Annotated in this window: 20 protein-coding genes; 4 read left to right on the plus strand and 16 right to left on the minus strand. The window is 72.1% G+C overall.

Translation table 11 applies throughout. The features are described from left to right. Window positions 1-478: 478 nt before the first annotated feature. The 3 genes from ACFVU9_RS11355 to ACFVU9_RS11365 form a co-directional block, all read right to left on the minus strand. Window positions 479-952 carry a DUF3995 domain-containing protein gene (locus ACFVU9_RS11355; protein ID WP_387592243.1) on the minus strand — a complete coding sequence of 158 codons (474 nt, stop codon included), beginning with the start codon at window positions 950-952 and terminating at the stop codon, window positions 479-481. A gap of 406 nt (window positions 953-1,358) precedes the next feature. After that, window positions 1,359-1,703, minus strand: coding sequence for a hypothetical protein (locus tag ACFVU9_RS11360; protein ID WP_387592246.1), 345 nt, complete (start codon window positions 1,701-1,703; stop codon window positions 1,359-1,361). 392 nt (window positions 1,704-2,095) lie between these two features. Continuing rightward, a complete protein-coding gene (locus ACFVU9_RS11365) occupies window positions 2,096-2,554 on the minus strand; it encodes an RICIN domain-containing protein (protein WP_387592249.1) in 459 nt (152 codons plus the stop codon). A gap of 154 nt (window positions 2,555-2,708) precedes the next feature. On the opposite strand from ACFVU9_RS11365, the gene ACFVU9_RS11370 reads away from it, so the two are divergent. Continuing rightward, window positions 2,709-6,488, plus strand: coding sequence for a hypothetical protein (locus ACFVU9_RS11370; protein WP_387592252.1), 3,780 nt, complete (start codon window positions 2,709-2,711; stop codon window positions 6,486-6,488). Here ACFVU9_RS11370 and ACFVU9_RS11375 read toward each other — a convergent pair. The 3 genes from ACFVU9_RS11375 to tap (ACFVU9_RS11385) form a co-directional block, all read right to left on the minus strand. Then, window positions 6,463-6,708: a hypothetical protein gene (locus ACFVU9_RS11375; protein ID WP_387592254.1), complete on the minus strand. Its 246-nt coding sequence runs from the start codon at window positions 6,706-6,708 to the stop codon at window positions 6,463-6,465. The two genes, ACFVU9_RS11370 and ACFVU9_RS11375, sit on opposite strands and share 26 nt — an antisense overlap. 85 nt (window positions 6,709-6,793) lie before the next feature. Continuing rightward, on the minus strand, window positions 6,794-7,375 hold the full coding sequence (gene tpg, locus ACFVU9_RS11380; RefSeq protein WP_387592257.1) for a telomere-protecting terminal protein Tpg: 582 nt from the start codon (window positions 7,373-7,375) through the stop codon (window positions 6,794-6,796). A 92-nt stretch (window positions 7,376-7,467) separates the two neighbouring features. Then, window positions 7,468-9,864: a telomere-associated protein Tap gene (gene tap, locus ACFVU9_RS11385; protein WP_387592260.1), complete on the minus strand. Its 2,397-nt coding sequence runs from the start codon at window positions 9,862-9,864 to the stop codon at window positions 7,468-7,470. A 422-nt stretch (window positions 9,865-10,286) separates the two neighbouring features. On the opposite strand from tap (ACFVU9_RS11385), the gene ACFVU9_RS11390 reads away from it, so the two are divergent. Further along, window positions 10,287-11,135 carry a hypothetical protein gene (locus ACFVU9_RS11390; protein WP_380498444.1) on the plus strand — a complete coding sequence of 283 codons (849 nt, stop codon included), beginning with the start codon at window positions 10,287-10,289 and terminating at the stop codon, window positions 11,133-11,135. Beyond that, window positions 11,120-11,353, plus strand: a complete 234-nt coding sequence (locus ACFVU9_RS11395) for a hypothetical protein (protein ID WP_387592262.1) — start codon at window positions 11,120-11,122, stop codon at window positions 11,351-11,353. Before ACFVU9_RS11390 ends, ACFVU9_RS11395 begins: the two co-directional genes overlap by 16 nt. 242 nt (window positions 11,354-11,595) lie before the next feature. On the opposite strand, the gene ACFVU9_RS11400 is transcribed toward ACFVU9_RS11395, so the two are convergent. Together ACFVU9_RS11400 and ACFVU9_RS11405 are read right to left on the minus strand one after the other, a co-directional pair. After that, window positions 11,596-14,601 carry an AAA family ATPase gene (locus ACFVU9_RS11400; RefSeq protein ID WP_387592265.1) on the minus strand — a complete coding sequence of 1,002 codons (3,006 nt, stop codon included), beginning with the start codon at window positions 14,599-14,601 and terminating at the stop codon, window positions 11,596-11,598. Then, window positions 14,601-15,767 carry an exonuclease SbcCD subunit D gene (locus ACFVU9_RS11405; RefSeq protein ID WP_387592424.1) on the minus strand — a complete coding sequence of 389 codons (1,167 nt, stop codon included), beginning with the start codon at window positions 15,765-15,767 and terminating at the stop codon, window positions 14,601-14,603. Before ACFVU9_RS11405 ends, ACFVU9_RS11400 begins: the two co-directional genes overlap by 1 nt. 1,293 nt (window positions 15,768-17,060) lie before the next feature. Between ACFVU9_RS11405 and ACFVU9_RS11410 the strand changes: the two genes are divergently transcribed. After that, window positions 17,061-18,251: an Ig-like domain repeat protein gene (locus ACFVU9_RS11410; RefSeq protein WP_387592268.1), complete on the plus strand. Its 1,191-nt coding sequence runs from the start codon at window positions 17,061-17,063 to the stop codon at window positions 18,249-18,251. 189 nt (window positions 18,252-18,440) lie between these two features. Here ACFVU9_RS11410 and tpg (ACFVU9_RS11415) read toward each other — a convergent pair whose 3' ends face one another. The 8 genes from tpg (ACFVU9_RS11415) to ACFVU9_RS11450 form a co-directional block, all read right to left on the minus strand. Next, a complete protein-coding gene (tpg, locus tag ACFVU9_RS11415; RefSeq protein WP_387592271.1) occupies window positions 18,441-18,989 on the minus strand; it encodes a telomere-protecting terminal protein Tpg in 549 nt (182 codons plus the stop codon). A gap of 89 nt (window positions 18,990-19,078) precedes the next feature. Next, complete coding sequence (gene tap / locus ACFVU9_RS11420; protein ID WP_387592273.1) at window positions 19,079-21,628, minus strand: telomere-associated protein Tap; 2,550 nt, start codon at window positions 21,626-21,628, stop codon at window positions 19,079-19,081. A gap of 865 nt (window positions 21,629-22,493) precedes the next feature. Further along, window positions 22,494-22,949, minus strand: coding sequence for a hypothetical protein (locus ACFVU9_RS11425; protein ID WP_387592275.1), 456 nt, complete (start codon window positions 22,947-22,949; stop codon window positions 22,494-22,496). Window positions 22,950-23,376: 427 nt separating this feature from the next. Further along, window positions 23,377-23,841 carry a hypothetical protein gene (locus ACFVU9_RS11430; RefSeq protein ID WP_387592278.1) on the minus strand — a complete coding sequence of 155 codons (465 nt, stop codon included), beginning with the start codon at window positions 23,839-23,841 and terminating at the stop codon, window positions 23,377-23,379. A 269-nt stretch (window positions 23,842-24,110) separates the two neighbouring features. Continuing rightward, on the minus strand, window positions 24,111-24,248 hold the full coding sequence (locus ACFVU9_RS11435) for a hypothetical protein (protein WP_387592281.1): 138 nt from the start codon (window positions 24,246-24,248) through the stop codon (window positions 24,111-24,113). A 120-nt stretch (window positions 24,249-24,368) separates the two neighbouring features. Then, complete coding sequence (locus ACFVU9_RS11440; protein ID WP_387592284.1) at window positions 24,369-24,683, minus strand: hypothetical protein; 315 nt, start codon at window positions 24,681-24,683, stop codon at window positions 24,369-24,371. A 253-nt stretch (window positions 24,684-24,936) separates the two neighbouring features. Next, the gene (locus ACFVU9_RS11445; RefSeq protein WP_387592287.1) at window positions 24,937-25,200 is read right to left on the minus strand and encodes a hypothetical protein; all 264 of its coding nucleotides are present in this window, start codon (window positions 25,198-25,200) and stop codon (window positions 24,937-24,939) included. A gap of 149 nt (window positions 25,201-25,349) precedes the next feature. Continuing rightward, window positions 25,350-25,490: a hypothetical protein gene (locus ACFVU9_RS11450; RefSeq protein WP_387592289.1), complete on the minus strand. Its 141-nt coding sequence runs from the start codon at window positions 25,488-25,490 to the stop codon at window positions 25,350-25,352. Between the last annotated feature and the right edge of the window lie 87 nt (window positions 25,491-25,577).

The raw sequence follows: 25,577 nt of genomic DNA on the forward strand, positions 1-25,577 counted from the left end.
TCCCCCGACAGGCCGGCGAGGTCTGGGCGGCATCATCGCCTTCCGCAATGTCCACGCCAAGTCAGTGCCCGAAGGAAGCCGCCGTGCGGGAGACCGGCACGCACCCGGCACACGACGCCGCCGGGCTTGCGGAAGTCCTCTGCCTCCCCAATGCCGTTCGGATAGCAGGCCTGTAGTGCCGCCAGCCGTGCCCGTACCGCCAGCTGGCCTCGTCGGCTGACCCCGCACAGGCTCACGGCCCCACCTCACGGGACATCGCGCCCCGCACAGGACTGGCCGCGTAGGACGACGGCGGGACCGGACGGCAGCGAAGGGGACTCCGAGGCGGACACGGGACGGCCGCCTCCTGGCCGAGCACCACGGCCAGGGCAGCGACCCAAGCGACCCGCACAGCGGCACAGCAGACCCGGCGCAGCAGGCCGACGCTGGCGGGCCCGACCGAGGACGCCGGCCCGGCCGACTTCCTGTGTTCTGCACTTCAGCGCTGCGCGTGGGAGGTGGAGTTCAGCAGGGCTCGGCGGCCGAGGGCGGCGAGGCCGAAGAGCAGCCCGCCGGTCATGAAGAAGGGCTCGTAGAGCAGGGTGGCGAAGCGGCCCATGGCGTCGAAGTCGGCCGTCGTCCGGGCGCCGGTGGCCAGGGCGAGCCAGTCCGGGACGGACGGCACGGAGTGCACCAGCAGGATGGCGGTGATGGCCCAGATCGCGAAGTCGAGGAGCCTGCCCGGCAGCCGTCCGGCCCACGGCCGGACGATCGCCAGAGCGAGCGCGGCGGCGACCGCGCAGCCGGGGACGGCGAGGACGTCGATCACCAGCAGCGGGGTGTTGCCGGTGACGGAGAGGCCGTCCGGCAGGCCGGTCCGGCCGCCCAGCAGCCAGTACAGGTGAACGAGAGAAAACGCGGCGGACCAGGTGGCGGCGGCGTAGGGGGCGACCCGGAGGGTGGCGGTCTTCATGCCTCCACGTTCGTCGCCCGGAGCGGTTCGACGGATCGTCCCGGCGGACCGACCCACTCCCCCAGAAAGGGGAGTTTCGACTCATCCCGAGGCCTGACCGCCGATTCCGGGGCCGCCGGGGCCGGCAGGCTCGCCGGACTGGGGCCGTCGCTCTGGTGGCAGTGAATCATGAAGACGGTGCCACCGAGACCGATCGTGCGCACCCGGCAGCACACCGACCCGCTGCGCGCACGGGCCGGTGCCGCGGTGGCGGAGGCGGGTTGGGTGGGAACAGGACGGGGGCGCTGCTTGTCGAAGGCCTGCGGTGGCAGGCCCAGGGACCTGGCACGTGAGTGGCGTCGGCTGCGGCGCGGGCCCGGTTTCGTCATGGCGCACAGCATCCCGCGCGGGACGGGAGCCAGCCGCCCTACTGGGCCTTGCTGGTGACCATGGCGTGCACCAGTAGGCCGAGCGAGACGAGGTTGCTGACGCCGATGAGGGCCACCAGGGTCAGCGACACGATCCGGGAGAAGCGGTTCTGCCGGGTCATGCGACGCGGGTTGACCGCAACCAGCGAGACCAGCAGCAAGAGCTCCGGGCCGGGCAGGACGAAGCGCGGGACGAACAGCAGCCGCCCCGGCAGGACGAGGTAGAGCAGGATCGCCGCCAGGGTGGCGAGCACGGCGGGAAGCCGGGCCTCACCGCGGCGCTCGTAGCGGGGGAAGCGTCCACGCGCCTTCGCCCGGTGGTCGGGCACCTTCCTGCCTGCCATGAAACGTCTCCCCTGTGCGGCGTGGCTGTCACCAGCGGCTTCCCCGCCGCACAGGGTCCACTCTCCACAGCCCCGGGCCGCCGCTCTCCACCGCACACGCGGTGGCCGCCGCCCCACCCACGGGGCTGAGGCCACCGTCGGACAGGCGGCGCGCCACAGTCCCAGGACTTTGAAACGCCCCTGGCGCTCGGCCTCGCACAGCTCGCCGGTACGCGCCGGGAGAGATGTGGACCGCCACTGCCACCAAGCCCGAACCTTCTCCGGCAGGACATCTGATCCCTGTCGGGATTCCCGCTGTGCGGGTGAAGTCGTGAAGGCGCGGGTTGGGCTGTGGCCGCAGTGGGCGATGTGCGGTCCGGCCCGGCACCTCGCGTGCCGGGCCGGACCAGCGCTCAGAAGTCCCAGCTCTGGCTCGGCGCGCCGTTGCAGCTCCAGCTCACCAGGAGCTGTCCGTTCTCGGGCCGGCCGTTCAGGATGTCGAGGCACTTTCCGTTCATCCGGCTACGGATCTCGCCGCCGTTCCGGTACCACCTCTGGTTGCTGCCGCCGTCGCAGTCCCACGTGCTCACCGACCCCTGGTCGCCCTGAACGAAGGCGTAGATCTCCAGGCACTTTCCGTTCATGCCCGAACGGATCTGCTCACCGTCCCAGCTCCACTGCTGGTTGGTGTTGCCGGTGCAGTCCCACGTCACGGTGGAGGCGCCGTTCTCCTGGTGGAACATGAAGATGTCGGCGCACTTCCCGTTCATGTTGGACCTGAGCAGCGGCGCGGCGGCGGACGCCGGCGAACCCGTCAAGGTACTGCCGACCGCGAGCCCGACGGCCACCAGCAGCGGCATCAGTCGTTTCACAGCTTCCACGTTGCCTCCGTACAGTCAGTGCGCGGTTGCGCTAGGTCATGTCTAGCCGCCAATGTTGTCCGGTGCCGGGACGGGAACGCCGGACATCAACTGCCGGACAATCGCCGTGAATCGCGGCTCCGGAAAGGCTCTGCAAAGGACAGCCATGCCACGCGCCGAACGCCCGCTGGACCCGGACGCCGGTCCCCTGACGCGGTTCGCGGCCGACCTGCGGAGGCTGCGCGAGGAAGCGGGACGGCCGACCTACCGGGCACTGGCGCAAAGCGCGCACTACTCGTCCACGACGCTGTCGGACGCCGCGGGCGGGCGCACCTTTCCGAGCCTGGGTGTGACGCTGGCGTACGTTGCGGCGTGTCAGGGCGACCGCCGTGCCTGGGAATCCCGATGGCACACGGTCGCCGCCGAGCTCGCCGTCGGCGCTGCCTGCGGCGAGCCCGGCGAAGCCGACCTGCGGGGCGCACCGTACGCCGGTCTGTCGGCGTTCCAGCCGGAGGACGCCGACCGCTTCTTCGGCCGCGAGCGACTGACCGGCGAGGTGCTGGCGAAGGTGCGTGAGCGCCGCTTCGTCGCGGTCTTCGGGCCGTCCGGATCGGGGAAGTCCTCGCTGCTACGGGCGGGGCTCGTCGCTCACGCGCGGGCGTGCGGGTGGCCGGTGATGCTCTTCACGCCAGGCCCCCACCCCGTGGAGGAATGCGCGATCCGGCTGGCCGCGGCGACGGGAGAGGCACCCGGCCCGCTGATGACCGAGCTGCGCGACGATCCCGCGATGCTGCACCTGCGGATCCGGCAGGCCACGATCGACCGTACGCCGGACATCGACATGCTGATCGTGGTCGACCAGTTCGAGGAGGTCTTCACGCTCTGCCGGGACCGGGACGAACGGGACGCGTTCATCACCATGCTGATCGCGGCCACCACCGCGACGACCAGCCGGACTCGGGTGGTCGTCGGCGTGCGCGCCGACTTCTACGGCCACTGCGTCCAGGACCCCCGGCTGGTGAGGGCGATGCGCGATTCGCAGATCGCGGTCGGCCCGATGAGCAGCCAAGAGCTGCGCGAGGCCATCACCCGGCCGGCCAAACTCGCCGACTGCACGGTGACCGGCCCGCTGCTGGCGGCCGTGGTCGCGGACGCGACCGGCCAGCCGGGTGCGTTGCCACTGGTCTCACACGCGATGGTCGAAACCTGGCGCCGCCGCAGCGGCAACCGCCTGACGCTGGACGGGTACCTGGCGGCCGGCGGAATCCAGCACGCGCTCGCGCAGACGGCGGAGGCCGCCTACCGGGCGCTGTCACCGGTGCAGCAGGACCTCGCCAGATCGCTGTTCCTGCGGCTGACCGCGCTGGGCGACGGCACCGAGGACACCAGGCGCCGGATCAGCAGGGACGAGCTCGACCCGGCCCCCGACATGGCCGCCGTGCTCGAATCCCTTGCCCGGCAACGGCTGGTGACGCTGGACCAGGACTGCGTCGAGATCACCCACGAGGCGATCATCCGGTGCTGGCCAAGGCTGCGCGGCTGGCTGACCGAAGACCGGGACCGACTGCTCCTGCACCGGCAGATCACTGAAGCGACCGCCGGCTGGGAGGCGCACGAGCGCGACCCGCACGCCCTGTACCGGGGTACCCGCCTTGCCGCGGCACTGGACCTGGCCGCTGCGGACGGCAGTCGGCTGACGTCCAGGGAACGGCGCTTCCTCGACGCGAGCCGGGATGCGCAGACCGGTGAGACGGCGGCGGTCAGGCGGCGGACGGTCCGCCTTCGGCAGTTGGTCACGCTTCTCACCGTGCTGGTGGTCATCGCCGCCACCGCGGGCGTGCTGGCCGTCGGCTCGCGCAGCTCGGCCATCCGGCAGCGCAACGTGGCCATTGCACGCAAGGCCGCCGCGGACGCGGCCGAGGTACGACAGCAGAACCCCTCGCTCGCCGCGCAGCTGAACCTGGCCGCGTACCGGCTGGCAGCCACTGACGACGTCCGCGATCAGCTGATGAGCACGTTCGCGGCGCCGTACACGAGCCGGCTCACCAACCACACCTCCGATGTCGTCTCGGTCTCCTTCGCCCCGCAGAGCACGGTCCTCGCCACGGCGAGCTGGGACCGCACGATCCGGCTGTGGGACGTCGGGGACGCCCACCACCCCGTCCAGCTGGCGGTCCTGGACCAGCCCTGGCGGCTGCTGTCGGTCGCGTTCGGGCAGGGTGGCCACGTCCTCGCGGCGGCGAGCGAACGATCGGTGCGGTTGTGGGACGTGACGAACCGGCGAGCGCCCGTCGAGCTGGGCACCCTGCCGGATCAGCCGGCCGCGCCGACGTGGGTGGCGTTCCGGCCCGGCGGCGACGTCATCGCCACCGGCCACACCGACGGCACGGCGCGGCTGTGGAACGTGCACGATCCCCGGCAGCCATGGCTGCTGGCCACCCTCCCCGGTCACACCGGCCAGATCACCTCGGTGGCATTCACACCGGACGGCCACACACTGGCGACCACCGGCGACACCACCGCCAGACTGTGGGACGTCACCGACCCGGCGAACCCGCGCGAACTCGACGTACTGCGCGGCCACACCGACACGGTGGCCTCGGTCGCATTCAGTCCGGACGGCCGCACCGTGGCGACCAGCAGCTGGGATCACACCGCACGTATCTGGGACATCGGCAGCAGCCCGCGGACGCAGCCGCCGGCCGTCCTGACCGGCCATCCCACGATCGTCTGGTCGGTGGCGTTCGCCCCTGACGGCCGGACACTCGTCTCGGTCGGCGGGTCCACTCTCCTGTGGGATGTCACCGATCCGGCTCACCCGATGCGCGTCAGCGCGATTCCCGGTGGGGCCTACCAGGCCGCGTTCAGCCCGGACAGTCGCACACTCGCCGACTCCGACCGGCTGCTGGACCTACGGGACCTGTCGCTCGCGACCCACGACGACGTGGTCACGTCCCTGACCTTCGCCCCTGGCGGCCACCTGCTCGCCAGCGCCGGCTGGGACGGCACCGCACGACTGTGGCAGGTCACCGACGGCCGGGCCCTGTGGCCGCTGGCCGTCCTGCGCGGCCACACCCGGTTCGTCCGGTCCGTGGCGTTCAGCCCGGACGGGCGCACCCTCGTCACCGCCAGCGAGGACACCACCGTCCGCGTCTGGGACGTGACCGATCCACGGGCACCGCGGGTCACATCGATCCTCGCCCCCGACGCCGGCGAAGTCGCAGGGGCCGGCTTCGACCCGGGCGGCCACCTGCTGGCCGTGTGGGCGCAACATGCGGCCGGACTGTGGGACCTGACCGATCCCGGCCGTCCTCGGCAGCTGAGCCGGATCGTCGAGAACGGGCCGGACGTCACGATGGCGTCGTTCCGCCCGGACGGCCGCACGCTGGTGACGAGCACTGGCGAGTCCGGCTCGCTGCGGTTCTGGGACATCAGCGATCCGCGCAGCCCCCGGGAACTGCCGTCCCCGTTGCGATCCGAGCCGCTGACCGATGGCGTGTTCAGCCCCGACAACCGGAGTCTGGCCGCCGTCCACGGGACGGACAAGACCGTCTGGCTGATCGACATCAGCGACATCGGCCGCCCGGCGAAGGTGACGCAGCTACCCGCGGCCGGCTCCTTTCTCTACGCGCTGGCCTTCTCCGCGGACGGCCGCCGGCTGGCAGCCGGCGCCGCAGACGGCAGAGTCCTGCTGTGGGACGTGAGCGGTGCGCCCGCTCCTGCCGTCCTCACCGGCCCTTCGACCCCGGTACCGGCAGTGGCGTTCGGTCCGGACGGCAACACCCTGGCCACCGGCGGCAACGACTTCACGATCCGGCTGTGGGACACCGGCCTGGAGAAGGTCGCCGCCCGTATCTGCGACAGCGCCTACCCTCGGATCACCAGAGCCGAATGGGCACGGTACTTCCCGGCGGTCGACTTCACCCCGCCCTGCCCCGCCACGTGACATCCGTCGCCGCCCAGCCCGAGTGGACCGGTCCACCGGAACCGCCATCTCCAGCCTCAACCGGGTGGTCGTCGTGCAGACCGGCGACGATCTCCCCGCTGAGCTTGCCGAGCGTGTCGTCCGAGGTGGTCCGGTAGTAGCGATCGAGGAGGTCGTCCCCGTCCAGGGACACGAGGCCGTTCCAATAGAGGTGGGCGCGGTCAGGCTGGCCGGCGCGCACCTGGGGCTGGCGAGGATCGAGCGGCTCGCGGCACTGCGTGAGGCGCTCGCCGTCCTCGCGGTGACCGTCGGGGCGCCGGGGGCTGCTACAGCTCGACGTCCATCCACGCGATGTCGTTGAGCTCCACATCGAGGCCGCGGGCGCGGTGGCCGTTGTCCTTGAAGTAGTGCTCGCGCAGGCCTTCGGCGAGGATCCGCTCCTGCTCGTCCTGGCTGGCTCCGGCGTCGCGGGCCGCGTACAGCCGCTGGGCCACCGGGCCGGGCATCTTCTGCGTGATCATCCGGGGGCGCGGGTCGTCGGTGGAGCCGCCTGCCGCGCTGAATCCGAACGTCGCCTGGATGTGCAGCATGAAGCCGCGCTGCTCGGCGTCGCGGCGCACCCGCTTCCTCACCCGCGGCTGCCAGGCCGCCCGGACCGCGCGCTCGACCTTGGCCGCGTTGGCCTTCGTCATCGGGATGTCGCCGCTCACCTCGCCGGCGGCGACGGCGGCCAACGCGTGGGCCCAACGCTGCGCGGTGCGCACCGAGACGCCGGCTGCCTGGGCGAGGCGCTTGGTGTCGTTCCTGGCGACCTTCTCCCACAGGAACTTGACCCTGGTGTTCAGGTGGACCGGGATGGGGCGGGTGCGCTCGGCACGCTCCAGGCCCTCGTCGATCTCCCGGCTCATGGGACATCAGGTCCTTCCTCGCCCCGTCGGGGCGAACTCGAGAATTGGGGAGCGGCCCGCCAGCCTGGTGTCGGGGCCGCACGGGACGGCGGCTACTCGTCGTCGGAGACGACCCCGCCGGTCTTGATGTGCCGGGCCGGATTGGCGCCGTCGGCGATCAACTTGGCGGTCTCGGCCATCGGCCGGGAACCCTCGAACTTCACCATCCCCGGCGACGCCCCCAGTCGCAGCGAGGTCGTGAGGGTGCCGTCCGGCTTGGTGAGGACGTCGAGTGCACCTGGACCGGGGGCGGCGAACACCGCGCAGTCGGAGAGGACCGCGAAGCAGCTCAGGCCGGTGTCGTGGGCCATCTTGCGGAGCTTGCGGTGGAGGTTGACGGTGGCGGTGTCGATGACCAGGGCGCGCATCAGCGGGTCCCAGGTCGGACGTTCCAGGGCGGCCCAGCGCTCGCCGTACTCGTAGCCGTGGCCGCGCGGACGCTCCCTCATTTTCCCGATCGTGCCCTTCGCGGTCTGCTTGATCGCGTGCAGCACCGCGAGCTCCGCCGGGTCGCCGGTCGTCTTGAGGCCTGCCATGGTGTCCAGGAAGGCGAACGGGTCGCGGTCGGCCAGGTCGATCGGGACGCCGAGGGCGGCCATCGTGTCCAGGTAGGCCTGGCGCAGGTGCTTGTGCCACGGGTCCAGGTACGGCCCATGCTCGTAGCGCAGCCAGCCCTCGGTGGGTCGCACCGTGGCGCCGAGTTCGATGGCGTAGGCGACCTTCACCGTCGAGTACCAGGCCGGACCCGTCGGCCGCGCCCCGTCCGCGGTGAACGGGCCGGGCAGCAGCGGGTCCATCTCGACGCCGGACAGGTCGACCAGCCACGAGCCCGGCGTCTTCGGGTCGAAGACCGGGTCCACCACGCGCACCGGCGGGCCGAGTGGCAGCGTCAACCTGCCCGCGGCCGCGAGGAACGCCATGTTGACGTCCAGGCCCACCGCGAACGGCGCCACCTGTTCCTGCTCGGTGAGCTCGCGGAACCAGTCCCACGCCTCCGTCACCAGCGCATCGCCGGGCTCCCGGCCCTGGGCGAGCGGATGCATGTCCGGGACCTCCGGCGGCGCCGGGTCGAACGCCGTCTTCGGCCGCGAGCCCTCCACCGGGCCGGACGTCCAGCCGGACTCGGTGCGCACGGCCTTCGTGGGCGGGCGCAGCGTGGTGACCAGTTCGAGGCCGGAGACGGCCGTGGAGCCACGGGGAGTCAGGACTCGGGTGGCGTAGGTGCCCAGCAGGCGCGCCAGACCGGCCGCGTCTAGGCCCTCGGGAATCTGCCAGCCACCGGACGCGAGGGCACCCCAACCGGGGATGCACAGCTGCACGCACACCCGCTTGCCGTCCTCCGGGGTGCGGTAGACCCTGGCCCAGGGGCCAAGGCCACGCTGCGTCAGCAGCCAGCCGGCCTTCTCGATCTGCTTGACGGCCTTGTGGGTCTTCGGCAACTGACCCAGACGCTGGACGAACTCCTTCTTCTCGTCACGGCCAATCGGCGGCAGGCCGAGCTCCGCCAGCGCGGCGTCGGTCAGGACGACCAGGGCGTCGCCGTCCTTGCCGTGCCGGTGCAACCTGGGCGAACCCAGCTTCACCTCCAGCGCCCACTCCACGACATCGGCCACCGTGCGGCCGGCCGGTGCGGTCGCAGCCGGCGTGCCGTCGGCCAGGTAAGCCACCAACGCCTTGCCTGACGACGCGACGTCCACCACCGCCAGCGGTCCGGCCGGAAAGCGCGCGGCCGCGGCCGCCTGCCAGTCCGACAGGCCCTCAGCCGTCGCCGCCGCCTTCTTCGCCGGAGCCTTGCGCGCCCGCGAAGACGCCGCCGGACGCGACGACGACGTGCGGCGCGACACCACCGACGGACCGGTCGCCGGGCCGGTCCCGGGCGCGGCCTGGCGGGGCGCAGCGACCGGAGCGACCGAGGCGGCCGGCTCCGGCAACGCCGCGGCGGGCGCGGCAGTGGGCGCGGCCTGGGCGGCGGCGACCGGACGGCAGAACCCGCCCAGGTGCATGGGCATCCCCTGGGCGCGGTAGACCGAGGGCTGCCCGCACTGCACGCACGGCAGCGGCGGGGCCATCAGCAGCGAGCCATCCGGGTTCTGGTCCAGCATCACCACCGCTGGCGCGGCCGGGGCGCTCGGCTCGGGCGCCGGCGCGGCTGCGAACACTTCCGGCACTGGCAGCTGCACCGCGGCCTGGGCGGCGGGGGCGGGCGCAGGGAACCGCTCCGCCAGGCCCCGCAGCAGCCGCGCGTAGTCACCACGCTGCGGCGGCCGCGGCTCGGAGCGGCCGGTCTCCCACGTCCAGACCGTCTCCTCCCGCACCCCAACCCGCTCGGCCACCCGGGCCCGGGTCAGCTTCGCCGCCCGGCGCAGCCGCTTGCGCTCCGCCGGCGGCGGCAGTTCCTCCTCGTCGACCTCCGCGAGCAACGCGTCGATCGGGTCCATCCCCTCGGACATGGCCCACCTCCCGCCACCATCATAGTGGCACTTCTAAGTTTGGATCTAATGTTTTTCTAACCCGTGCGAGTGGTTCTGGGATCCTCGGTGTGACGGAGCACCGTACTTTGCGAGTGGTGCACGGTGGTTCGCGAACCGTCCCGCCTGACCTGGTGTGCCGAAGCTCGATAGTCGTCACTTCAACGCTGCAGTTGGCACCACTGGTAGTCATCGGGCCCGCCAGGCGGCGGTAGCCGTCCTCTCGCACGGCAGAAGGCGGATTCTCACCGCTCCGCGCGCTGCGCTGGAGACCTGGTTCTCTCGCGCTCGGCGGCACCCCTTCCAGGATCCGTCCGGGCGGCATCCGTCCACCTGGAGGCGCCTGGTCGCGGGACGGGGAACGTTCTCCTCCCGACCAAGGACCAGGCCGCGAGGAGGCCGGAATGAGACGCACCCGCAGTACCGCACGGACGATCAGCACGTTCCTTGCCGCAGCCCTTCCCCTGTCCGTCCCGTGTGCGCTCACCGCCCCGCACGCGCGGGCGGACGACAAGCCGGCACCGGCGACCCGCGGTGTCGGCCAGCAGCCGGGACACCCCGCCGTCCTGTACCCGGGCCAGGAGCGGACGGTGGCCGCGTACTGCCCCCAGGGGACGAGGCCCACCGGGGGCGGGGCGTCGGTCGAGAGCGACCTGCGCAGCGCGGTCTACTTCCGGAAGTCGGTCCCGGACCCGGCGGGCAACCGCTGGGTGCTCCAGGCATACAACGCCAGCCCCGACGTGCAGACCGTCCACCCCAAGGTGATCTGCTCGACCGACCCCACCCTCACCTACGAGACCGGGAACGACGAGCGGCTCGAACCCGGGGAGAACGGGTACAGCCCATCGAACTGCGCCAACAACCGCTTCGTGGCCGGCGGCGGCTTCGAGGGCGGCGACCGGACCTTCGTCTCGGCGTCGTTCTCCAATCTCAGAGGATGGGCGGCGGAAATGATCTACACCAACTACAGCCCGGACGCGCCCGCGTCCTTCCAGCGGGCCGTCGCCGTCTGCTCCGACACACAGCCCGTCTGGAAGTTCGGCACCACCGTCGACCTGGCGCCAGGGGAGGTGGGAAACGCCACCGCGGAGTGCCCCTCCGGGCAGGTGCCGCTCGGCGGCGACGCAGACAGCGGCCTCGATGTCCTGCTGACCACCTCGGCCCCGACGGCGACAGGCTGGACGGTGTGGGCCAAGAACGGGGTCTTCGGCCCGCGCAAACTCTCCGCCGCAGTGCTGTGCACCACCCCCTGACGCCGGGCGACCTGCACACAGTCGAAACAGTCTGGACCGACACTTCCGCTCCGAACCGCTCGCGGACGTACTGGTGGACCATTCGTACCTTCGCCCCCGGCGACACCGCCCTGGGCTACATCACCTTCCAGATCCCCAGCTCGTCCAAAATCCAGAAGGTCCAGTTCGCGCTGGACAGCGGCTTTGCCCCGACCGTCGGACAGTGGGACGTCCCCTGACGTCGCCGCGCTGCCCGGGTCCAGCCAGGACATCGGACGGACCGACCGAGCGATCAAGATCCTTCGGAGAACGGTCAAGATCATCTGTCACGGGACGCCGGGGTCCGGTCACGACTCCTACGGAAGTCTTCCGCGGTCGACGGGCGCCACAATGGGTGGAGCTGCGTCGGGCGGCGGCGGTGGCCGCGGCAGGCGACGCCACGACGGGTGTCCCGTCGTGGCGTCGCCTGCCGCGCGGCGGCTCAGTGGGCCGGTGCGCTCTCCAGCGCCCTGATGGTCGAGCCGTTCTCGTGTTTGCGCACGTGCATCTGTGTGGGAATGCGCCGGCGCAGGTCCGCGACGTGGCTGACCACTCCGACGGCCCGGCTGTGGGAGCGCAGTTCGTCGAGGACTTGGAGGACTTCGTCCAGGGTGTCCTCGTCGAGGCTGCCGAAGCCCTCGTCGATGAAGAGGGTGTCGAGGCGGCTGCCGCCGGCCTCGTGGGCGACGATGTCGGCGAGACCGAGGGCCAGGGCCAGGGAGGCGAAGAACGACTCCCCTCCCGAGAGGGTCTTGGTGTCGCGCGTCTGGCCGGTCCACTGGTCCAGGATCTCCAGCCCCAGACCCGAGCGGCCCCGGCCGGAGCGGGTGTCGGTGTGGGAGAGCAGGTAGCGGCCCAACGACATCCGCTTCAGGCGGGTGTTGGCCGCTCGTGCGACGTCTTCGAGCCGGGCGGCGAGGACGTAGGCCTCCAGGTGCATGCGCAGTTGGTTGTCGGCGGAGGTTCCGGCGGCGAGTTCGGCCAGGTGCCTCGCGCACGCGTGCTCCTCGGCCAGCGGGCCCAGACGGGTGGTGTGCGCGGTGAGGCTGTCGATGTGTGAGGCCAGGGCTTCGCGGCAGGTGCGGGCTGCGGTCTCGGCGGCGGTGGCGGTGGCCAGGTGTTCGGTGACCTCGGCCAGGGCCGTGTCGGCGGCCTGGGGATCCGCGGGGTCCTGCTGTGCGGCTGCCGCGACGACCGGGTCCGCCAACGTGGCCGTCTGGGTGGCCTGCTCGGTGTGCCAGGTGGCGAGCTCGCCTGCCATGTGGTTGGTCCTGCCCCGTGGGAGCAGTGCTTTCCGTACGTCGTCGAGCGTGTCGAAGCCGGCATCGGTCGCCTGCTCCTCGGCGCCGCTGCGTGCCCGGGCGAGGTTGGCCGCCGTGGTGTCGGCGTGCCGGATGGCGGTGCGGGCTGCGGTGATCGTTGCCCGCTGTCCGGTCAGGTGGGTGATGCGGTCGGCCACGCTCGGGTGCCCGTCGAGTGCTTCTTTCAGCCGCCGGCCGAGGAGTTCGGCTTCGCCGGCGTGGGTTTCCTGGCGCCCGATGTAGTCGCCGATCCGTCTGCCGATCGCCGCGAGTTCCTTGGTGCGCTCGGCGTGCTGTTCGTCGAAGAGCCTCAGCTGCTCTTCGGCGGGTGCGATGTCGGCGGCCGCGCCGAGCAGTTCGGCATGGGTGCGCTCGGCGTCACGGTGGGTCTGCTCGAGGTCCGCGGTCGTGGCGTCGCCGGCTTGTTCCCGGGCCGCTTCGGCTTCCGTGGCGTACTTCGTGGCGTCCACTTCGGCCTTCTGCCAGGCCCTGTCGGACTTGCGGAATTCCTGGTCGGCCTGTGCGGCGTCTTCCCGGGTGGGGTGGCCCTCCCCCGCGGTGGCGGGCCTGGGGTGGGTCGGGGAGCCGCACACAGGGCAGGGTCGGTCGGCCTCCAGCTGTCCGGCGAGCTCACCGGCCATGCCTTCGAGGCGCCGATCGAGCAGCTCCCTGGACTGCCGTCCGGCCGCGAGTGCGGCTTCCTTCAGCTTCTCGGCCTTGGCACGAGCCTTGGCACTCTTGCCGGCCAGGGTGTCACGCCGGCGGGCCGCGTCAAGCTGGCGTGCGAGCTGTGGCAGCGTGGCGCCGAGCCGGATGGCTTCGACGTGGGCCTGCTGGGCCGCCTCCAGCCGGGCGGTGTGCTCGGTGCGTTCCTCGTCCGCGTGCTGCAGTCGGTCGGCGATCTCCGTCTGGTCGGCTTCGGCCTGCTCCAGTTCCGCGTCCAGGGCCGCCAGGGCGGCGGTCAGTTCGGCGGCTCGTTTCTCGTCGTGGCGCAGGGCGTCCAGCTGTCCGAGGTCGTTCGCCAGCTGGTTCTCGACGGTGGCCAGATCCGCGTCGCCGGCCTGGGTGTGGGGCTCGGGCAGGTTCTGCGTGGCCTTGTCCCGTGCTTCGGCGGCCGCGGTGTGTTCGCGGTCGGCGGCGTCGAGGGCGTTCAGCAGTGCGCGTACCGGCTCGGCGCGCAGGGCGCGCTCCAGGGTCTGCTCCAGTGCCCCGAAGTGGTCGTCCTTCGCGCGGAGTTCAGCGAGCGCCCGGGTCGCGGTGCGGTGGCGGTGCTGGCGCTCGGCGAGGGCGTGGACGGTCTCCGCGTGATTCGTCGCGGCGCCGTGCTCGTCGCGGGCCGTCGCCTGTGCGGCCAGCGCGCCGTGGTGGGCCGTGTCGGCGGCGGTGCTCAGTGAGTGAGCCCAGCCGAGCGTTTGCGCGGGGGTGAGGTCCGGGGCGTCGGGGGAAGGGGTGGGTGCGGTGATGGTGATGCCCACCGTGGCAGCGGCGTGCTGGATGCGGTCCGCGTCACGCCACACCCCCGCCTGGGCCTCGTCGCGGAGGCGGCCGGTCTCCTTGGCGTGGTCGGAGAGCCAGCGTTGGACGGCGGTGAACCGGTGGGTGCCGAAGAGCCGGCTCAGGACGGCACCCCGCTCGGTGGCGTCGGCCCGCAGGAACCTGGCGAACTCACCCTGGGGTAGCAGCACGACCTGGCAGAACTGGTCACGGCTCATCCCCAGCAGTGCGCTGATCTCGCTGTTCGTCTCCTGATGTCCGGAGACCACCGGCTTCCACGCCTCTTGCCCGAAGGCGGTGTCGGCGTGCCGTTCCATCAGGTGGGCGGTGGCCGAACGAAGCGTGACACGGCCCGGCTTCTCCTGCTGGGGCGTACGGGTGATCCGCAGCCTGCGCCCTGCCATGGTGAATTCCAGCTCGACCTGGGTCACGGTGGCAGCATCCGCGTGATGGCTGCGCAGCGACAGCGCGTGGCGCTTGCCGGGGACGTCCCCGTACAAGGCGAAGCAGACGGCGTCGAAGACGGTGGACTTGCCGGCTCCGGTGGCGCCGTGGACCAGGAAGAGGCCGCCTTGGCGCAGGGTGTCGAAGTCGACGCTCTCGCGGGTGCGGAACGGCCCGAAGGCCTGAAGGGTGAGACGGTGAAGACGCATCAGGCGGTTTCCTTCACGATTTCCTCGACTCGGGCTTCCTCGACGGCGCGCAGGAGCAGGCCTGCCTCGGCGGGGTCGGGTTCGCGGCCTCCCCTGACGTGGCTGATGAAGTCGCGGGTGATCTCGAGGTCGGTGCGGTGGCGGGTGCGGGCGGCGTAGGACGTGGTGGTGGTGTCGGTTCCGCCTTCGGGGGCGAAGTCGAGGTGGACGGCGTGGGGGAAGCGGCCGCGCAGCCGGTCCATCGCGTGGACGGGGCGTTGTGGGTCGGTCAGGGTGACGTGCAGCCATGCATCGCGCAGCGTCTCGTAGACCGGGTCCCCGAGGAGGTCGTCCAGGCGGCCGGTGAGGGTCGAGAGCGGACGGGGCACGGGACAGGGCAGGGGCTCGATGGCGGGGGTTGCGCCGGGGTGGAGGTCGACGATCCACATGGTCTTGGCATAGCGGGCCTCGTCGAAGGAGTAGGCCAGGGGGGACCCGCTGTAGCGGATGCGGTCGGTGATCTTCTGGGGGCGGTGGAGGTGGCCCAGGGCGACGTAGTCGGCGCCGTGGAAGACAGACGCGGGAACCGTCGGGATTCCGCCCGCGGTGATGTCGCGTTCGCTCTCGCGGCTTTCTGCGGCGCCGGTGACGAAGGCGTGGGCGAGGATGACGGCGCGGGTGCCCGCCGGCCGGGTGGCGAGGTCTGCGCGGACGCGGTCCATTGCGGCGCCGAGGACGGATTCGTGGGTGGGGGCGCCGGCGCCGAGCTCGTCGCGGGTCATGGCCGGTTCCAGGTAGGGCAGGCCGTAGAACGCGACGGGGCCGTGGGCGTCGTTGAGCACAGCGGGCAGGTGACAGGTGGCCGGGTCCGTGCGCAGGTGGATGCCGGCACGCTCGATCAGGCGGGAGGCCACACCCAGACGGCGGGGGGAGTCGTGGTTGCCGCTGATCATGATGACGGGAACGCCGAGGTCGGCGAGGCCGTTCAGGGCGTGGTCGTAGAGGGCGACCGCGTCCAGCCCCGGAATGGCGCGGTCGTAGACGTCGCCGGCGACGAGGACCGCGTTCACCTCGTGTTCCTGCACGGCGGCCAGCATGTGGTCGAGGAAGGCACGCTGGTGCTCGATGAGCGGCTCGCGATAGAAGGTCCGGCCCAGGTGCCAGTCCGAGGTGTGGAGCAGCCGCATGGTAGCGGGCATCGATGTGAACTCCTTTTACCTGCAAGGGTTTTACGAGGTCGGTCGCAGCGGCGGCACCGCGGCTGGCGGGCAGGGTCGTCTCCACGGCTCGGTGAGGCCTTCGGCGTGGGTCGGTACGCCTGCCTGATCGAGCGGGGGTGCCGTGCGTCCGAGCTGTCCACGGTGTCATCGCGGTATTCGCCCGTACAGGTGGTGCGAGGGGTGCCGGTGGTGAACACGGTGGCGCCCGGGGCGCGGGAGCCGGTTCATGCCCTTGTCGACACCTGACCGGGAGGACAGCTGCTGTGCGACCGGCTCAAGGGGATTTGCCCAGGTCACAGTCCCGGTAAGGCTTCTGAGAGGAAATTCCGGGGGTGTTGCCCGGACCGCCCCGCAGCCAAGGAGACCATTTGTTCGATTCCTGTGGGTCTCGGACCGCGTGAGATGTCAGTGCCGGAGTGTAGGGACGGGCGCGACCGCACAGGCTCTGGGGCGGCGCTTGGGCCGGGTAGAGAGAGCGCTGACGGCCGCGCACCTCGGGTCCCTCGAACATGGGACCGGCCCCGGCCATGTGGCAGGCCGGCATGGCCGCTGGCGAGGAAGCCCTCTCTGTATCTCCTCGACAGGCCGCGCAACTCCCCCGGTGCGTAAGTCCCGTGACGGCACCGGGTAGGAGGCGGCCAGCCGTCGACAAGCCGATCAGATGGAAGCGCCTACGAGCATTCGCGCGGCGCCCGGGCCACATTCGCCGACGGCGTATCAGGGCCTTTCAGCCCTGCTCCGTCGAGCGGCGCGTTCTCTCGCATGCGGTCAGCCGCTGTCTCAAAATCCAGCGTGTACAGGGCAACTGCCGATGGCCTGGCCGGCCCGGGAGCATCGGTCACGGCGACATGAGCCAGGGCTGCGAATGCCCCGCACGGCACCGGCCGCCTCCGCCACAGAGCTTCTGCCTTGCTCGCGGCAGCAACCAGATGTTCGTACTGGTGAATAAAGGTGGCAGCCCCCTTTGACCGATTCGGCGCCTGCCACCAACCAATCACCCTCAAGCATCCGGCCAGCTCGGGTGCTGCCGAACGCCCGGCCAGGGGCCGCCGGTGTGAACCGGCGGTGTGTCAGCTCGGCAGGCAACCGCGACCCCGCCCGTGTGATCGACAGTAACGGAAGGCGATCCCTCGCCGAGAGACCCTCTTCCCTTTTCTGGAGCTGATCGTGACATTCCCACTGTCCGAGGTCGCCGACCGGCCGAGCTCAACGCACGGGCACCATGCCGGTTCGTCCGGGCGTCGGAGCCGGGTGGCGGCCGTGGCGGCCGCCGTGTTCTGCGCCGCGGCCGTCGCCCCGCTGGCGCTGCCCGCGCCCGCCCACGCACAGGGCACCTGCACGGTGTCCGGCCCCACCACCACCTGTACGTTCGCCTCCACCGGCGCCGAGCAGACGTTCACCGTGCCCGGCGGTGTCACGCAGGTCGACGTCACGGCGATCGGCGGGGCCGGCGGCGTGGAGGACAACGGCGTCAGCGGCGGCCGGGGCGCCCAGGTGTCCGGCACCCTCACCGGGCTCTCCGGGGGGCAGACCCTCTACGTCGAAGTCGGCGGCACCGCCACCGGCGGCGCCCAGTGCGCCGGTAGCGCACAGTGCACCGGCGGCTTCAACGGCGGTGGCAGCACCCACTTCGGCGGAGGCGGCGGCGGCGCCTCCGACGTCCGCACCCAGCCCGGCACCACACCCCTCACCACCACCGACTCCCGCCTCATCGTGGCCGCGGGCGGCGGCGGAGCCGGCTGGGCCGGCCAGTGCACCGGAAGCGCGGGCGGAGACGCCGGCCAGCCGGGCACGAACGCGACCTGCAACGGAGGAAACGGCGGCGGGGCGGGCACGTCCACCCAGGGCGGGGCCGGCGGCACCGGCGGGGGCGGGTTCTTCGGCGGTGGGCCCGGCACGCTCGGTACCGGCGGCACCGGAGGCGGCCCGGGCGCCTCCCTGACCGGCGGTGCCGGCGCCGGCGGCTACTACGGCGGAGGCGGCGGAGGCAACATCAACCCCTTCATCAGTCCGAGCGGCGGCGGGGGCGGCGGCGGCGGAGGCTCGTCGCTCGTCCCCGCCGGCGGCACCGGCCCCACCACCACCAGCGCCGCCCCGAGCATCACCATCAGCTACACCACCCCGGGCAAGCCCGTGAAGACGACCCTGACCGCGATGCCCTCCCGCACCCGGGTCGGCGCTCCGGTCGTGCTCAGTGACATCGTCTGCCCGACCAGTACGAGCGCCACAACCAGGCCGACCGGCACGGTCACGTTCACCGACACCACCACCGGCACAACCCTCGGGACCGGACACCTGTTCCTCTCCCTCGGCAACTGCGCGGCGACCGGGACCGTCACCGCCTTCCGCACCACCGGCACCCACACCATCACCGCCGTCTACAGCGGCGACACCGTCTACCAGGGCAACAGCGCCAGCCCCGAGACCACCACGGTGACGGTGACGGCCTGAGAACACCGCAGAAGCGCCGGCCCCGCCATGGGGCGGGGCCACGCACCGCGGTATCGCGCCCAGGTGACAACGATCCGAACAGTCCCAGGTGCCGTCCGGGCCGGGCTTGAGTTCCGCCGACTGAGCTGCTCAACCGCCAAATGAAGCGCTCAGTCACACCTTCGGCGACATGACAGCCACCAGAGGGTTTTAGAGGCCCTCAAGGTCCATCCAGGCGACGTCGTTGAGCTCGACGTCGAGGCCGCGGGCGCGGTGTCCGTTGTCCTTGAAGTAGTGGTCGCGCAGCGCTTCGGCGAGGATCTTCTCCTGCTCCTCCTGGCTCTCCCCGGCGTCGCGGGCGGCGTAGAGGCGCTGGGCGACCGATCCGGGCATCTTGTGGGTGATGATGCGCGGCCGGGGGTCGTCGGTGGAGCGGGCCGCGGAGCTGAACCCGAATGTGCCGCTGAGGGTCAGCATGAAGCCGTTCTGCTCGGCCGCCTTGCGCACGCGCTGCTTCACCCGGGGCTGCCAGGCGGTGCGGACCTTGGCCTCGATGGCCTTCGCGGCGGCCGGCTTCGGGGTGCCCTGGCCCTTGAGCCAGCGTTGCACGGTGCGCTGGGAGACGCCGAGGTCCTGGGCGAGCTTCTTGGTGGAGCCCTTGGCGCCCTTGAGCAGGAAGCGCATGCGGGCCTGGACGGACTGCGGGATCGGGCGGGTGCGCTCGGCACGCTCCAGGCCCTCGTCGATCTCCCTGCTCACGCTGTTCCTTCCCGGCCGCCGAGGTCGGCGGTCGCTGCTGGTGGTCGTGGTGGGCGGCCCGCCGCCGGGTGGCGGCGGGCCGGGGGTGACTACTCGTCGGCGGAAACGGCTCCGCCGGTCTTGATGTGCCGGGCCGGGTTCGTGTCGTCGGCGATGAGCTCGGCGATCTCGGTCATCGGCCGGGAGCCCTCGAACTTCACGAGCCCGGGGCTGACGCCCAGGCGCAGTGCGGTGGTGAGGGTACCGTCCGGGCGGGTGAGGACGTCCAGGGCTCCGGGGCCGGGGGCGGCGAAGACGGCGCAGTCGGAGAGGACCGCGAAGCAGTGCAGGCCGGTCTGCTGGCGCATCCGGCGCAGCTTGCGGTGCAGGTTCACGGTGGCGGTGTCGATCACTTCGGCGCGCATCAGCGGGTCCCAGGTCGGGCGCTCCAGGGCGGCCCAGCGCTCGCCGGGCTTGTAGCCGTGGCCGCGGGGGCGCTCACGCATTTTGCCGATGGTGCCCTTGGCGGTCTGCTTGATCGCGGTGAGCACCGCGAGCTCGGCCGGGTCGCCGGTTTTGAGGTTGGCCATGGCGTCGAGGAAGGCGGCCGGGTCGGTGTCGGCGAGGGTGAGCGGGACGCCGAGGGCGGCCATCGTGTCCAGGTACGCCTGCCGCAGGTGCTTGTGCCACGGGTCCAGGTACGGGCCGTGCTCGTAGCGCAGGTACGCCTCGGTCGGCCGCACGGTGGCGCCGAGCTCGATCGCGTAGGCCAGCTTCACCGTGGAGTACCAGGCCGGACCGGTCGGCCGCGACCCGTCCGCGGTGAACGGGCTGGGCAGCAGCGGATCGGTCTCGACGTGGGAGAGGTCGAGCAGCCAGGAGCCCGGGATCTTCGGGTCGAAGACCGGGTGCAGCTCGTGCACCGGCGGACCCAGCGGCAGCGTCAACCTGCCCGCGGCCGCGAGGAACGCCATGTTGATGTCCAGCCCGACGCCGTACAGTGCCGTGCGCTTCTCCTCCTCGGTCAGCTCGCGGAACCAGTCCCATGCTTCCGTCACCAGCTCCTGTCCCGGGCCGCGTTCCTGGGCGAGGGGATGGATGTCCGGGACCTCCGGTGGCGCCGGGTCGAACGCCTCCTTCGGCCGGGAGCCCTCCACCGGACCGGACGTCCAGCCGGCCTCGGTGCGCACCGCGCGGGTCGGCGGGCGCAGCGCGGTGACGAGTTCGAGGCCGGAGACGGCGGTGGAGCCGCGCGGGGTCAGGACGCGGGTGGCGTAGGTGCCGAGCAGGCGGGCCAGGTCGCCGGCGGCGAGGCCGTCGGGGATCTGCCAGCCGCCGGAGGCGAGGGCGCCCCAGCCGGGGATGCACAGTTGCGCGCAGACCCGCTTGCCGTCCTCGGGGGTGCGGTAGATCCGCGCCCATGGGCCCAGGCCCCGCTGGGTGAGCAGCCACCCGGCCTTCTCCAGCTGCTTGACGGCCTTGTGGGTCTTCGCCAGCTGCCCCAGGCGCTGGACGAACTCCTTCTTCTCGTCCCGGCCCATCGCCGGGAGCCCGAGCTCGGCGAGCGCGGCGTCGGTCAGGACGACCAGAGCGTCGCCGTCCTTGCCGTGCCGGTGCAGCCTGGGCGAGCCCAGCTTCACCTCCACCGCCCACTCCACGACATCGGCGAGCGTGCGCCCGGCCGGCGCGGTCGGCGCCTGGGTACCGTCGGCGAGGTAGGCCACCAGGGACCGGCCGGACGGGGCGACGTCCACCACCGCGAGCGGGCCGGCCGGGAACCGCGCGGCGGCCGCGGCCTCCCAGTCGGACGGCCCCTCGGCCTTGGCCGCGGTCTTCGCCGGGGCCTTCCGCGCCCGCGAGGACGCCGCCGGACGCGACGCCGCCGGCGGGGCGGCCTGACGGGGCGCAGCGGGCGCGGGCACGGCGGCCTGGGAGGCCGCGGCCGGCACCGTGGGGGCCCGGTCGGCGACGACGTCGGGGGTGGCGGGCGCGGCGGCCTGGACGAGCGCGGCGAGTGCCTCGGCCGGGGCCGACCGGACGGGTGCGGTGACCGAACCGCCGACGGAGGCGGGGGCGCACCAGCCGCCGAGGTGGAGCGGGCGGCCGGCGATCCGGTGGGTCACCGGGCGGCCGCACTGCTCGCACGGCGCGGCCGGGTGGACGGCGATCTCGCCGTCCGGGCCCCGGTCGTAGTCCGCGGCGGCGGGGGCGGCCGAAATGCCGGTGGGCGTCGCCGGGTCGAGCGGCGCGGGGGCGGCCTCGGCGGCCGGGGCCGGTGCAGCGACCGAGGCCGCCGGAACGGTCGGCGCCGCGGGGGCAGGGGTCGCCGGGACGGCGGCGGGTGCCGGAACCGGGGTGGTGGCGGTGAAGGTGGCGGACACCGGCATCGCGACCGGCTGGGGGGCGGCGTGGGTGGGGGGCCAGGTGATGGCCTGGGCGGCGCGGGTGGGGCCGGCGAGCAGGTCGAGCGGGCCCATGCCCCAGTGGCGGGCCAGGGCGTCGACCTCGTCCAGCGACCAGGGCTGGGCGCCGGACTGACGGCGGCTGACCTTGTCCTGCGTCAGGCCGATGGCGCCGGCGAGTTCGCGCTGGCTCTCGCCGGTGCGCTGCCGGATCGCGGCGATGGTGAGCCGCAGCGTTTCCAACGTACTGAGTGGCATAGCTAAATTCTATACATGCTTAATGGATATTTCACATGAACCACTGGATTAATCACTGGATCTGGTGACATGAAGCAAGGGACCCGTACCGTCCGGCCTGGACGGGCTGCCGTCCCACACCTGGCGGCCAGGTGCGGGACCACGAAGTTCTCTGTCACCGCGCGCTCCGGTCGTCCCATCACCCGGCGCACCGCCCGTGGGTCCCGGGACGACGTATGGGACACCGCCCTGGCCACCGCCGTGGCCGAGGAATTCCGGCTCCGTACGGAGGCCGGGGCTGCGGCCCCTCGGGGAACCGCCGGTCAGGCTGACCGGGCCCGTTCAGGGCGGACGACGGGGCGGGTGACGCTGGTGCGTAGGAAGCCGATCGGCCACGGCATCGGCGGCAGCCGCTGCTGTTCCGTTTTCAGGAAGGAAGGCTCTCGCACAGCTGCGCCCGTGCCGAACGGTCCGCCTCTGCTTCCCGGTACCGCTCGCGCGGCGCTGGCAGCGGATCGCAGGCCGCGGAACAGTATCCGGGACGGAATGCCGGGTAGGCACCAGCGGCGAAGCCGTGGTCGACCCATCCCAGGGCTCGGTGACATGCTGCACAGCCGTCCGCCGCTTCCCGGAGCCGCCTTGCCTCCTTCCGGCCCGTCTCCCACAGTCGCAGTCGCTCGCGGTCCATGGCATGGCGGGTGCGCAGGATGTCCCCGTACGCGGCGGGTACGTCCTGCTCCTCCATCGCGCCGGGGTCATCGAAGGCCGCGGTCACGATCGCCTCGGCCACTATGGCCCCTGCTGCCGCTGCGACAGCGGCTTTCATCAACTCGTCGGCGTGCCGGCCCACGCTGCTGTGTTCAGGTTCGCCCGGGGCGTGGAACGTTCAGGCCCAGGACCTTGCGACCTCAACCAGTGAGTACAGGTCAAGGGAACGCAAGTGCAGTGTGCAGAAGGGGATTTCGTCGTCCAGGGTCGCACCTTCACAGCCCGGGTCCCGGCACAGTTCCGTACAGGCGCCGTCGGACAGGCCGAGGCCGAAACGGCGCTCCTGGTACACCATCAGGACCTTCGTCGGGCCCAGGGCTTCGACCCGCAGTTCGGCGTCCATGCCGCCGGCGGACGCGGACAGCGCCCCGGCCAGTGCGAGTACCGCGCAGTGCGGCACGACCGTACCCAGTAGCGCGGATGCAGAGGAGGGCGGCGGGTTCCAGTCGTCCCGCGGATCCCACTGGCTCTCCCATGCCCGGGGAAGCACCGCATCTCCCGTGGAGACGTCCGCCAGGAGCTCCCCCAGCGTGAACACCGCCGCCCCCGCGGCGCCCGTTGCGTCCTGCCTCACGTCGCGCTCCTTCCGTCGTCTGCCGCCCGACGGCCAACTGTGGCCGGGGCAGCGCACGTTGCACACGCGAACGCTAGCGCGGGCGCCCTGCAGGGTGCCAATTCCCACGCCCTGACCGCGGATCCGCCTCTCGGGCCGGCCCGGCAGAGCGCCGGCGCTGCCAGACGGCTGCCTGGCCGACCGGAACGCGGCCGTGGGCTACCCGGCACGTCCAGCCCGTCAGGCAGCGCCGCCCCCGGCTTGCAGCTGTCCTGAAATGGCGGCTTCGGCGCGCGGCCCGGCCTGGCAGAGCGACAGCTTGTCCGCCCTGCCGGGCCAGTGAGGACGCCTCGACCGGGTCAGGCGAACGTGGGGCCCATGCCGAAGCGCTGGCGCATCGCGGGGTTCCGGGAACCTGCACGACGACGATGTTCTCGGGGTCCCGCCGTCAGCCACAGTTGTCGGGCTGGAGCGAGTAGCGGTCGGGCTGGTTGAGGGCGTTGCGCTTGAGTACGTGGGCGCGGATGAGGCGGATGCCCGGTGGGATCGTGAGACGGACGGGCTGGCGGCCCCAGCGGAGCCACAGGGCGAGGTCGCCGCGTTCCGTAGCCTGGGTGAGTTTGTCGAGGGACAGTTGCTTGTCGCCGCGGTCGATCTCGATGCTGAGGGCTCGTCCTTTCCCGGAACGGTGGGTGAGCCGAAGGTCGAGGCGCCCGGTTCGTCGGTCCGGCCTGCGAGGGTGAGGCGGCAGTGGTACCTCCCGCTGTGCCTGGTATCCCAGGCCGTCGCCCCACTTCACCACCGAGTCGGTGAAGAACCTGGTGGCTTCGTGCCTGGGCAGGTCGGTGAACTGCTCGGTGTTCAACCAGGCCCGCAGGGACCGGGCGGCGGCGTCGAGTCCGGCTTCCGGCATGGTGGCGAGTATCGCGCACGGAACTGACATGCCATCGGGTGCAGCCGGGGCGCCGGCTGCGGTAAGCGGTCCCGGCGGCCCTGCGGGACCGCGGAGGCGCTGTCGGGGCGGCGTCGGCGACGCCGCTGCCGTGAACCGACACGGGGAGGACTGCGGGTGCCGTCCGGCGGGACCTCCTGCGTTGTCCTGCTCGGCCGGGACTGCGCGGTCCCGGGATCACGCACCCGGGCACGGCCCCGCCAGCCCAGGCCGGGGCCGTGCCCGGTCCGTCAGCGGCCGGGGGCGAGGTACTCCTCCAGCACGACGATCCGGTGCTGCTTGGCCCCCGGTGTGCAGTGCGGCCGCAGGCTGGCCGCGAAGGCCTGGGCCTGGACTTCCTGCTCGGCGGTCCGGTCACCGTGGTGCATGGCCAAGAAGCGCAGACGCTCAAAGCGGAGCAAGCTCAACGCCACCGCGCGGCGCAACCGGGCACCGGCAGGCCAGCGGGTGCCGCGGGCGTGCCGCCCACACCACGCCGAGCCAGACGCTCAGTCGGCCGCCTGCCCCTTCGGCGCGCGGCGCCGTAGCATCCAGCGCAGGACGGCAACCTCGGCGAGTGCGACGAGGACGACCAGGGCATTGAAGGCCGGGTCGCTCAGCGTCCCGCCAACACCGGTCACGACCAGCGGAAGCGCCGCCGGTGCAGACGCCACCGCAAAGCCGACCGCAGGCAACTCGCCGGAGCCGGACAAAGGATCGGCCCAGGGCTGCACCGTCGTCCAGACCCCGAGCACGATGAGCAACACGGCATACCCGAGAAAGACGGTGCGGCCGGCGGTGAAACGTCTGGAGCGAGCGGTCATGGCGAGATGCTGCCACGTGCCGACACACAGGCGCGCGACGGGTCCTGACCGAGCCGCTACCGCGCCCTCACAGCACACGACAGCACTCCACACGTCAGGGGCGGGGCGGCGGTACGCTGCGCCGCGGGACTGTCGGAGCCGACACCGGTCGCAGATCCGGCGGCCGCGGGGAGGGGGGAGTGCAATGAGGCATCTGATCGGCTTCTTGGTGAGCGGCGGTGAAGCCGCACCCTGCACCACGCCGGCCAGCAGGTCAGAGAAGGCCGTCACGTTCGGCATCGTCCAGCGCCTTCCTGATGACCTGCGCCATGCGCAGCGGGATGCGGGTCACGTTCTCGTGGTCGGGGGTACCGACGGAGTGGCCGGGCACCCACTCGGTCGTCCCGATCTCCGTCAGGAGCTCCTCGCCGGGCTTGAGACCCTGGACGACCAGTTCCTTCTTCTCGTCGTCCACCCACACCATCGGGCTCTCGTCCTTGCCGGTGTTGGGGTCCACCCCGGCGGACCGTAGTGTCATGATGCCCTCCCGTACCAAGTCGGTTGCGCAGTTTTGCACGACGCTCCACCCGCTCGTGACCGGGCGTCAAGGGCGCATGAGTGTAGGAGGGCGGCAGGCATTCTCCGGCAGGAGCCCGGCAGGCCGTGGGCCGCGTGAACATGGGCGGGTCAGGCGCTGGCGGCGTTCTCCGGCGCCTTGGGATCCCTGCCGTCCAGCGCGATGATGGCCAGGCCGGCATACTCCTCATGCAGGGCGACGACCTTGTCGAACTCCGGCACCGGAACGCCCTTCGCCTGTGCGAACTCCACGGCCCGTTCGCGGCCCGGGCGCAGGATGGCGCCGCCGTCCAACAGCGGCGCGAGTGCGGCAACGGGGTCGGGCGCGGCCGGTAGGAC

Origin of the sequence: Kitasatospora sp. NPDC057936 (assembly GCF_042887525.1) — a bacterium.
GTDB lineage: Bacteria > Actinomycetota > Actinomycetes > Streptomycetales > Streptomycetaceae > Kitasatospora.

What these genes read in the sequence shown, in the direction of transcription:
- ACFVU9_RS11355 (WP_387592243.1), bottom strand. Translation starts at nt 952, where the DNA reads ATGAAGACCGCCACCCTCCGGGTCGCCCCCTACGCCGCCGCCACCTGG.
- ACFVU9_RS11360 (WP_387592246.1), bottom strand. Translation starts at nt 1,703, where the DNA reads ATGGCAGGCAGGAAGGTGCCCGACCACCGGGCGAAGGCGCGTGGACGC.
- ACFVU9_RS11370 (WP_387592252.1), top strand. Translation starts at nt 2,709, where the DNA reads ATGCCACGCGCCGAACGCCCGCTGGACCCGGACGCCGGTCCCCTGACG.
- tpg (WP_387592257.1), bottom strand. Translation starts at nt 7,375, where the DNA reads ATGAGCCGGGAGATCGACGAGGGCCTGGAGCGTGCCGAGCGCACCCGC.
- tap (WP_387592260.1), bottom strand. Translation starts at nt 9,864, where the DNA reads ATGTCCGAGGGGATGGACCCGATCGACGCGTTGCTCGCGGAGGTCGAC.
- ACFVU9_RS11390 (WP_380498444.1), top strand. Translation starts at nt 10,287, where the DNA reads ATGAGACGCACCCGCAGTACCGCACGGACGATCAGCACGTTCCTTGCC.
- ACFVU9_RS11400 (WP_387592265.1), bottom strand. Translation starts at nt 14,601, where the DNA reads ATGCGTCTTCACCGTCTCACCCTTCAGGCCTTCGGGCCGTTCCGCACC.
- ACFVU9_RS11405 (WP_387592424.1), bottom strand. Translation starts at nt 15,767, where the DNA reads ATGCGGCTGCTCCACACCTCGGACTGGCACCTGGGCCGGACCTTCTAT.
- tap (WP_387592273.1), bottom strand. Translation starts at nt 21,628, where the DNA reads ATGCCACTCAGTACGTTGGAAACGCTGCGGCTCACCATCGCCGCGATC.
- ACFVU9_RS11430 (WP_387592278.1), bottom strand. Translation starts at nt 23,841, where the DNA reads ATGCCGGAAGCCGGACTCGACGCCGCCGCCCGGTCCCTGCGGGCCTGG.
- ACFVU9_RS11435 (WP_387592281.1), bottom strand. Translation starts at nt 24,248, where the DNA reads ATGCACCACGGTGACCGGACCGCCGAGCAGGAAGTCCAGGCCCAGGCC.
- ACFVU9_RS11440 (WP_387592284.1), bottom strand. Translation starts at nt 24,683, where the DNA reads ATGACCGCTCGCTCCAGACGTTTCACCGCCGGCCGCACCGTCTTTCTC.
- ACFVU9_RS11445 (WP_387592287.1), bottom strand. Translation starts at nt 25,200, where the DNA reads ATGACACTACGGTCCGCCGGGGTGGACCCCAACACCGGCAAGGACGAG.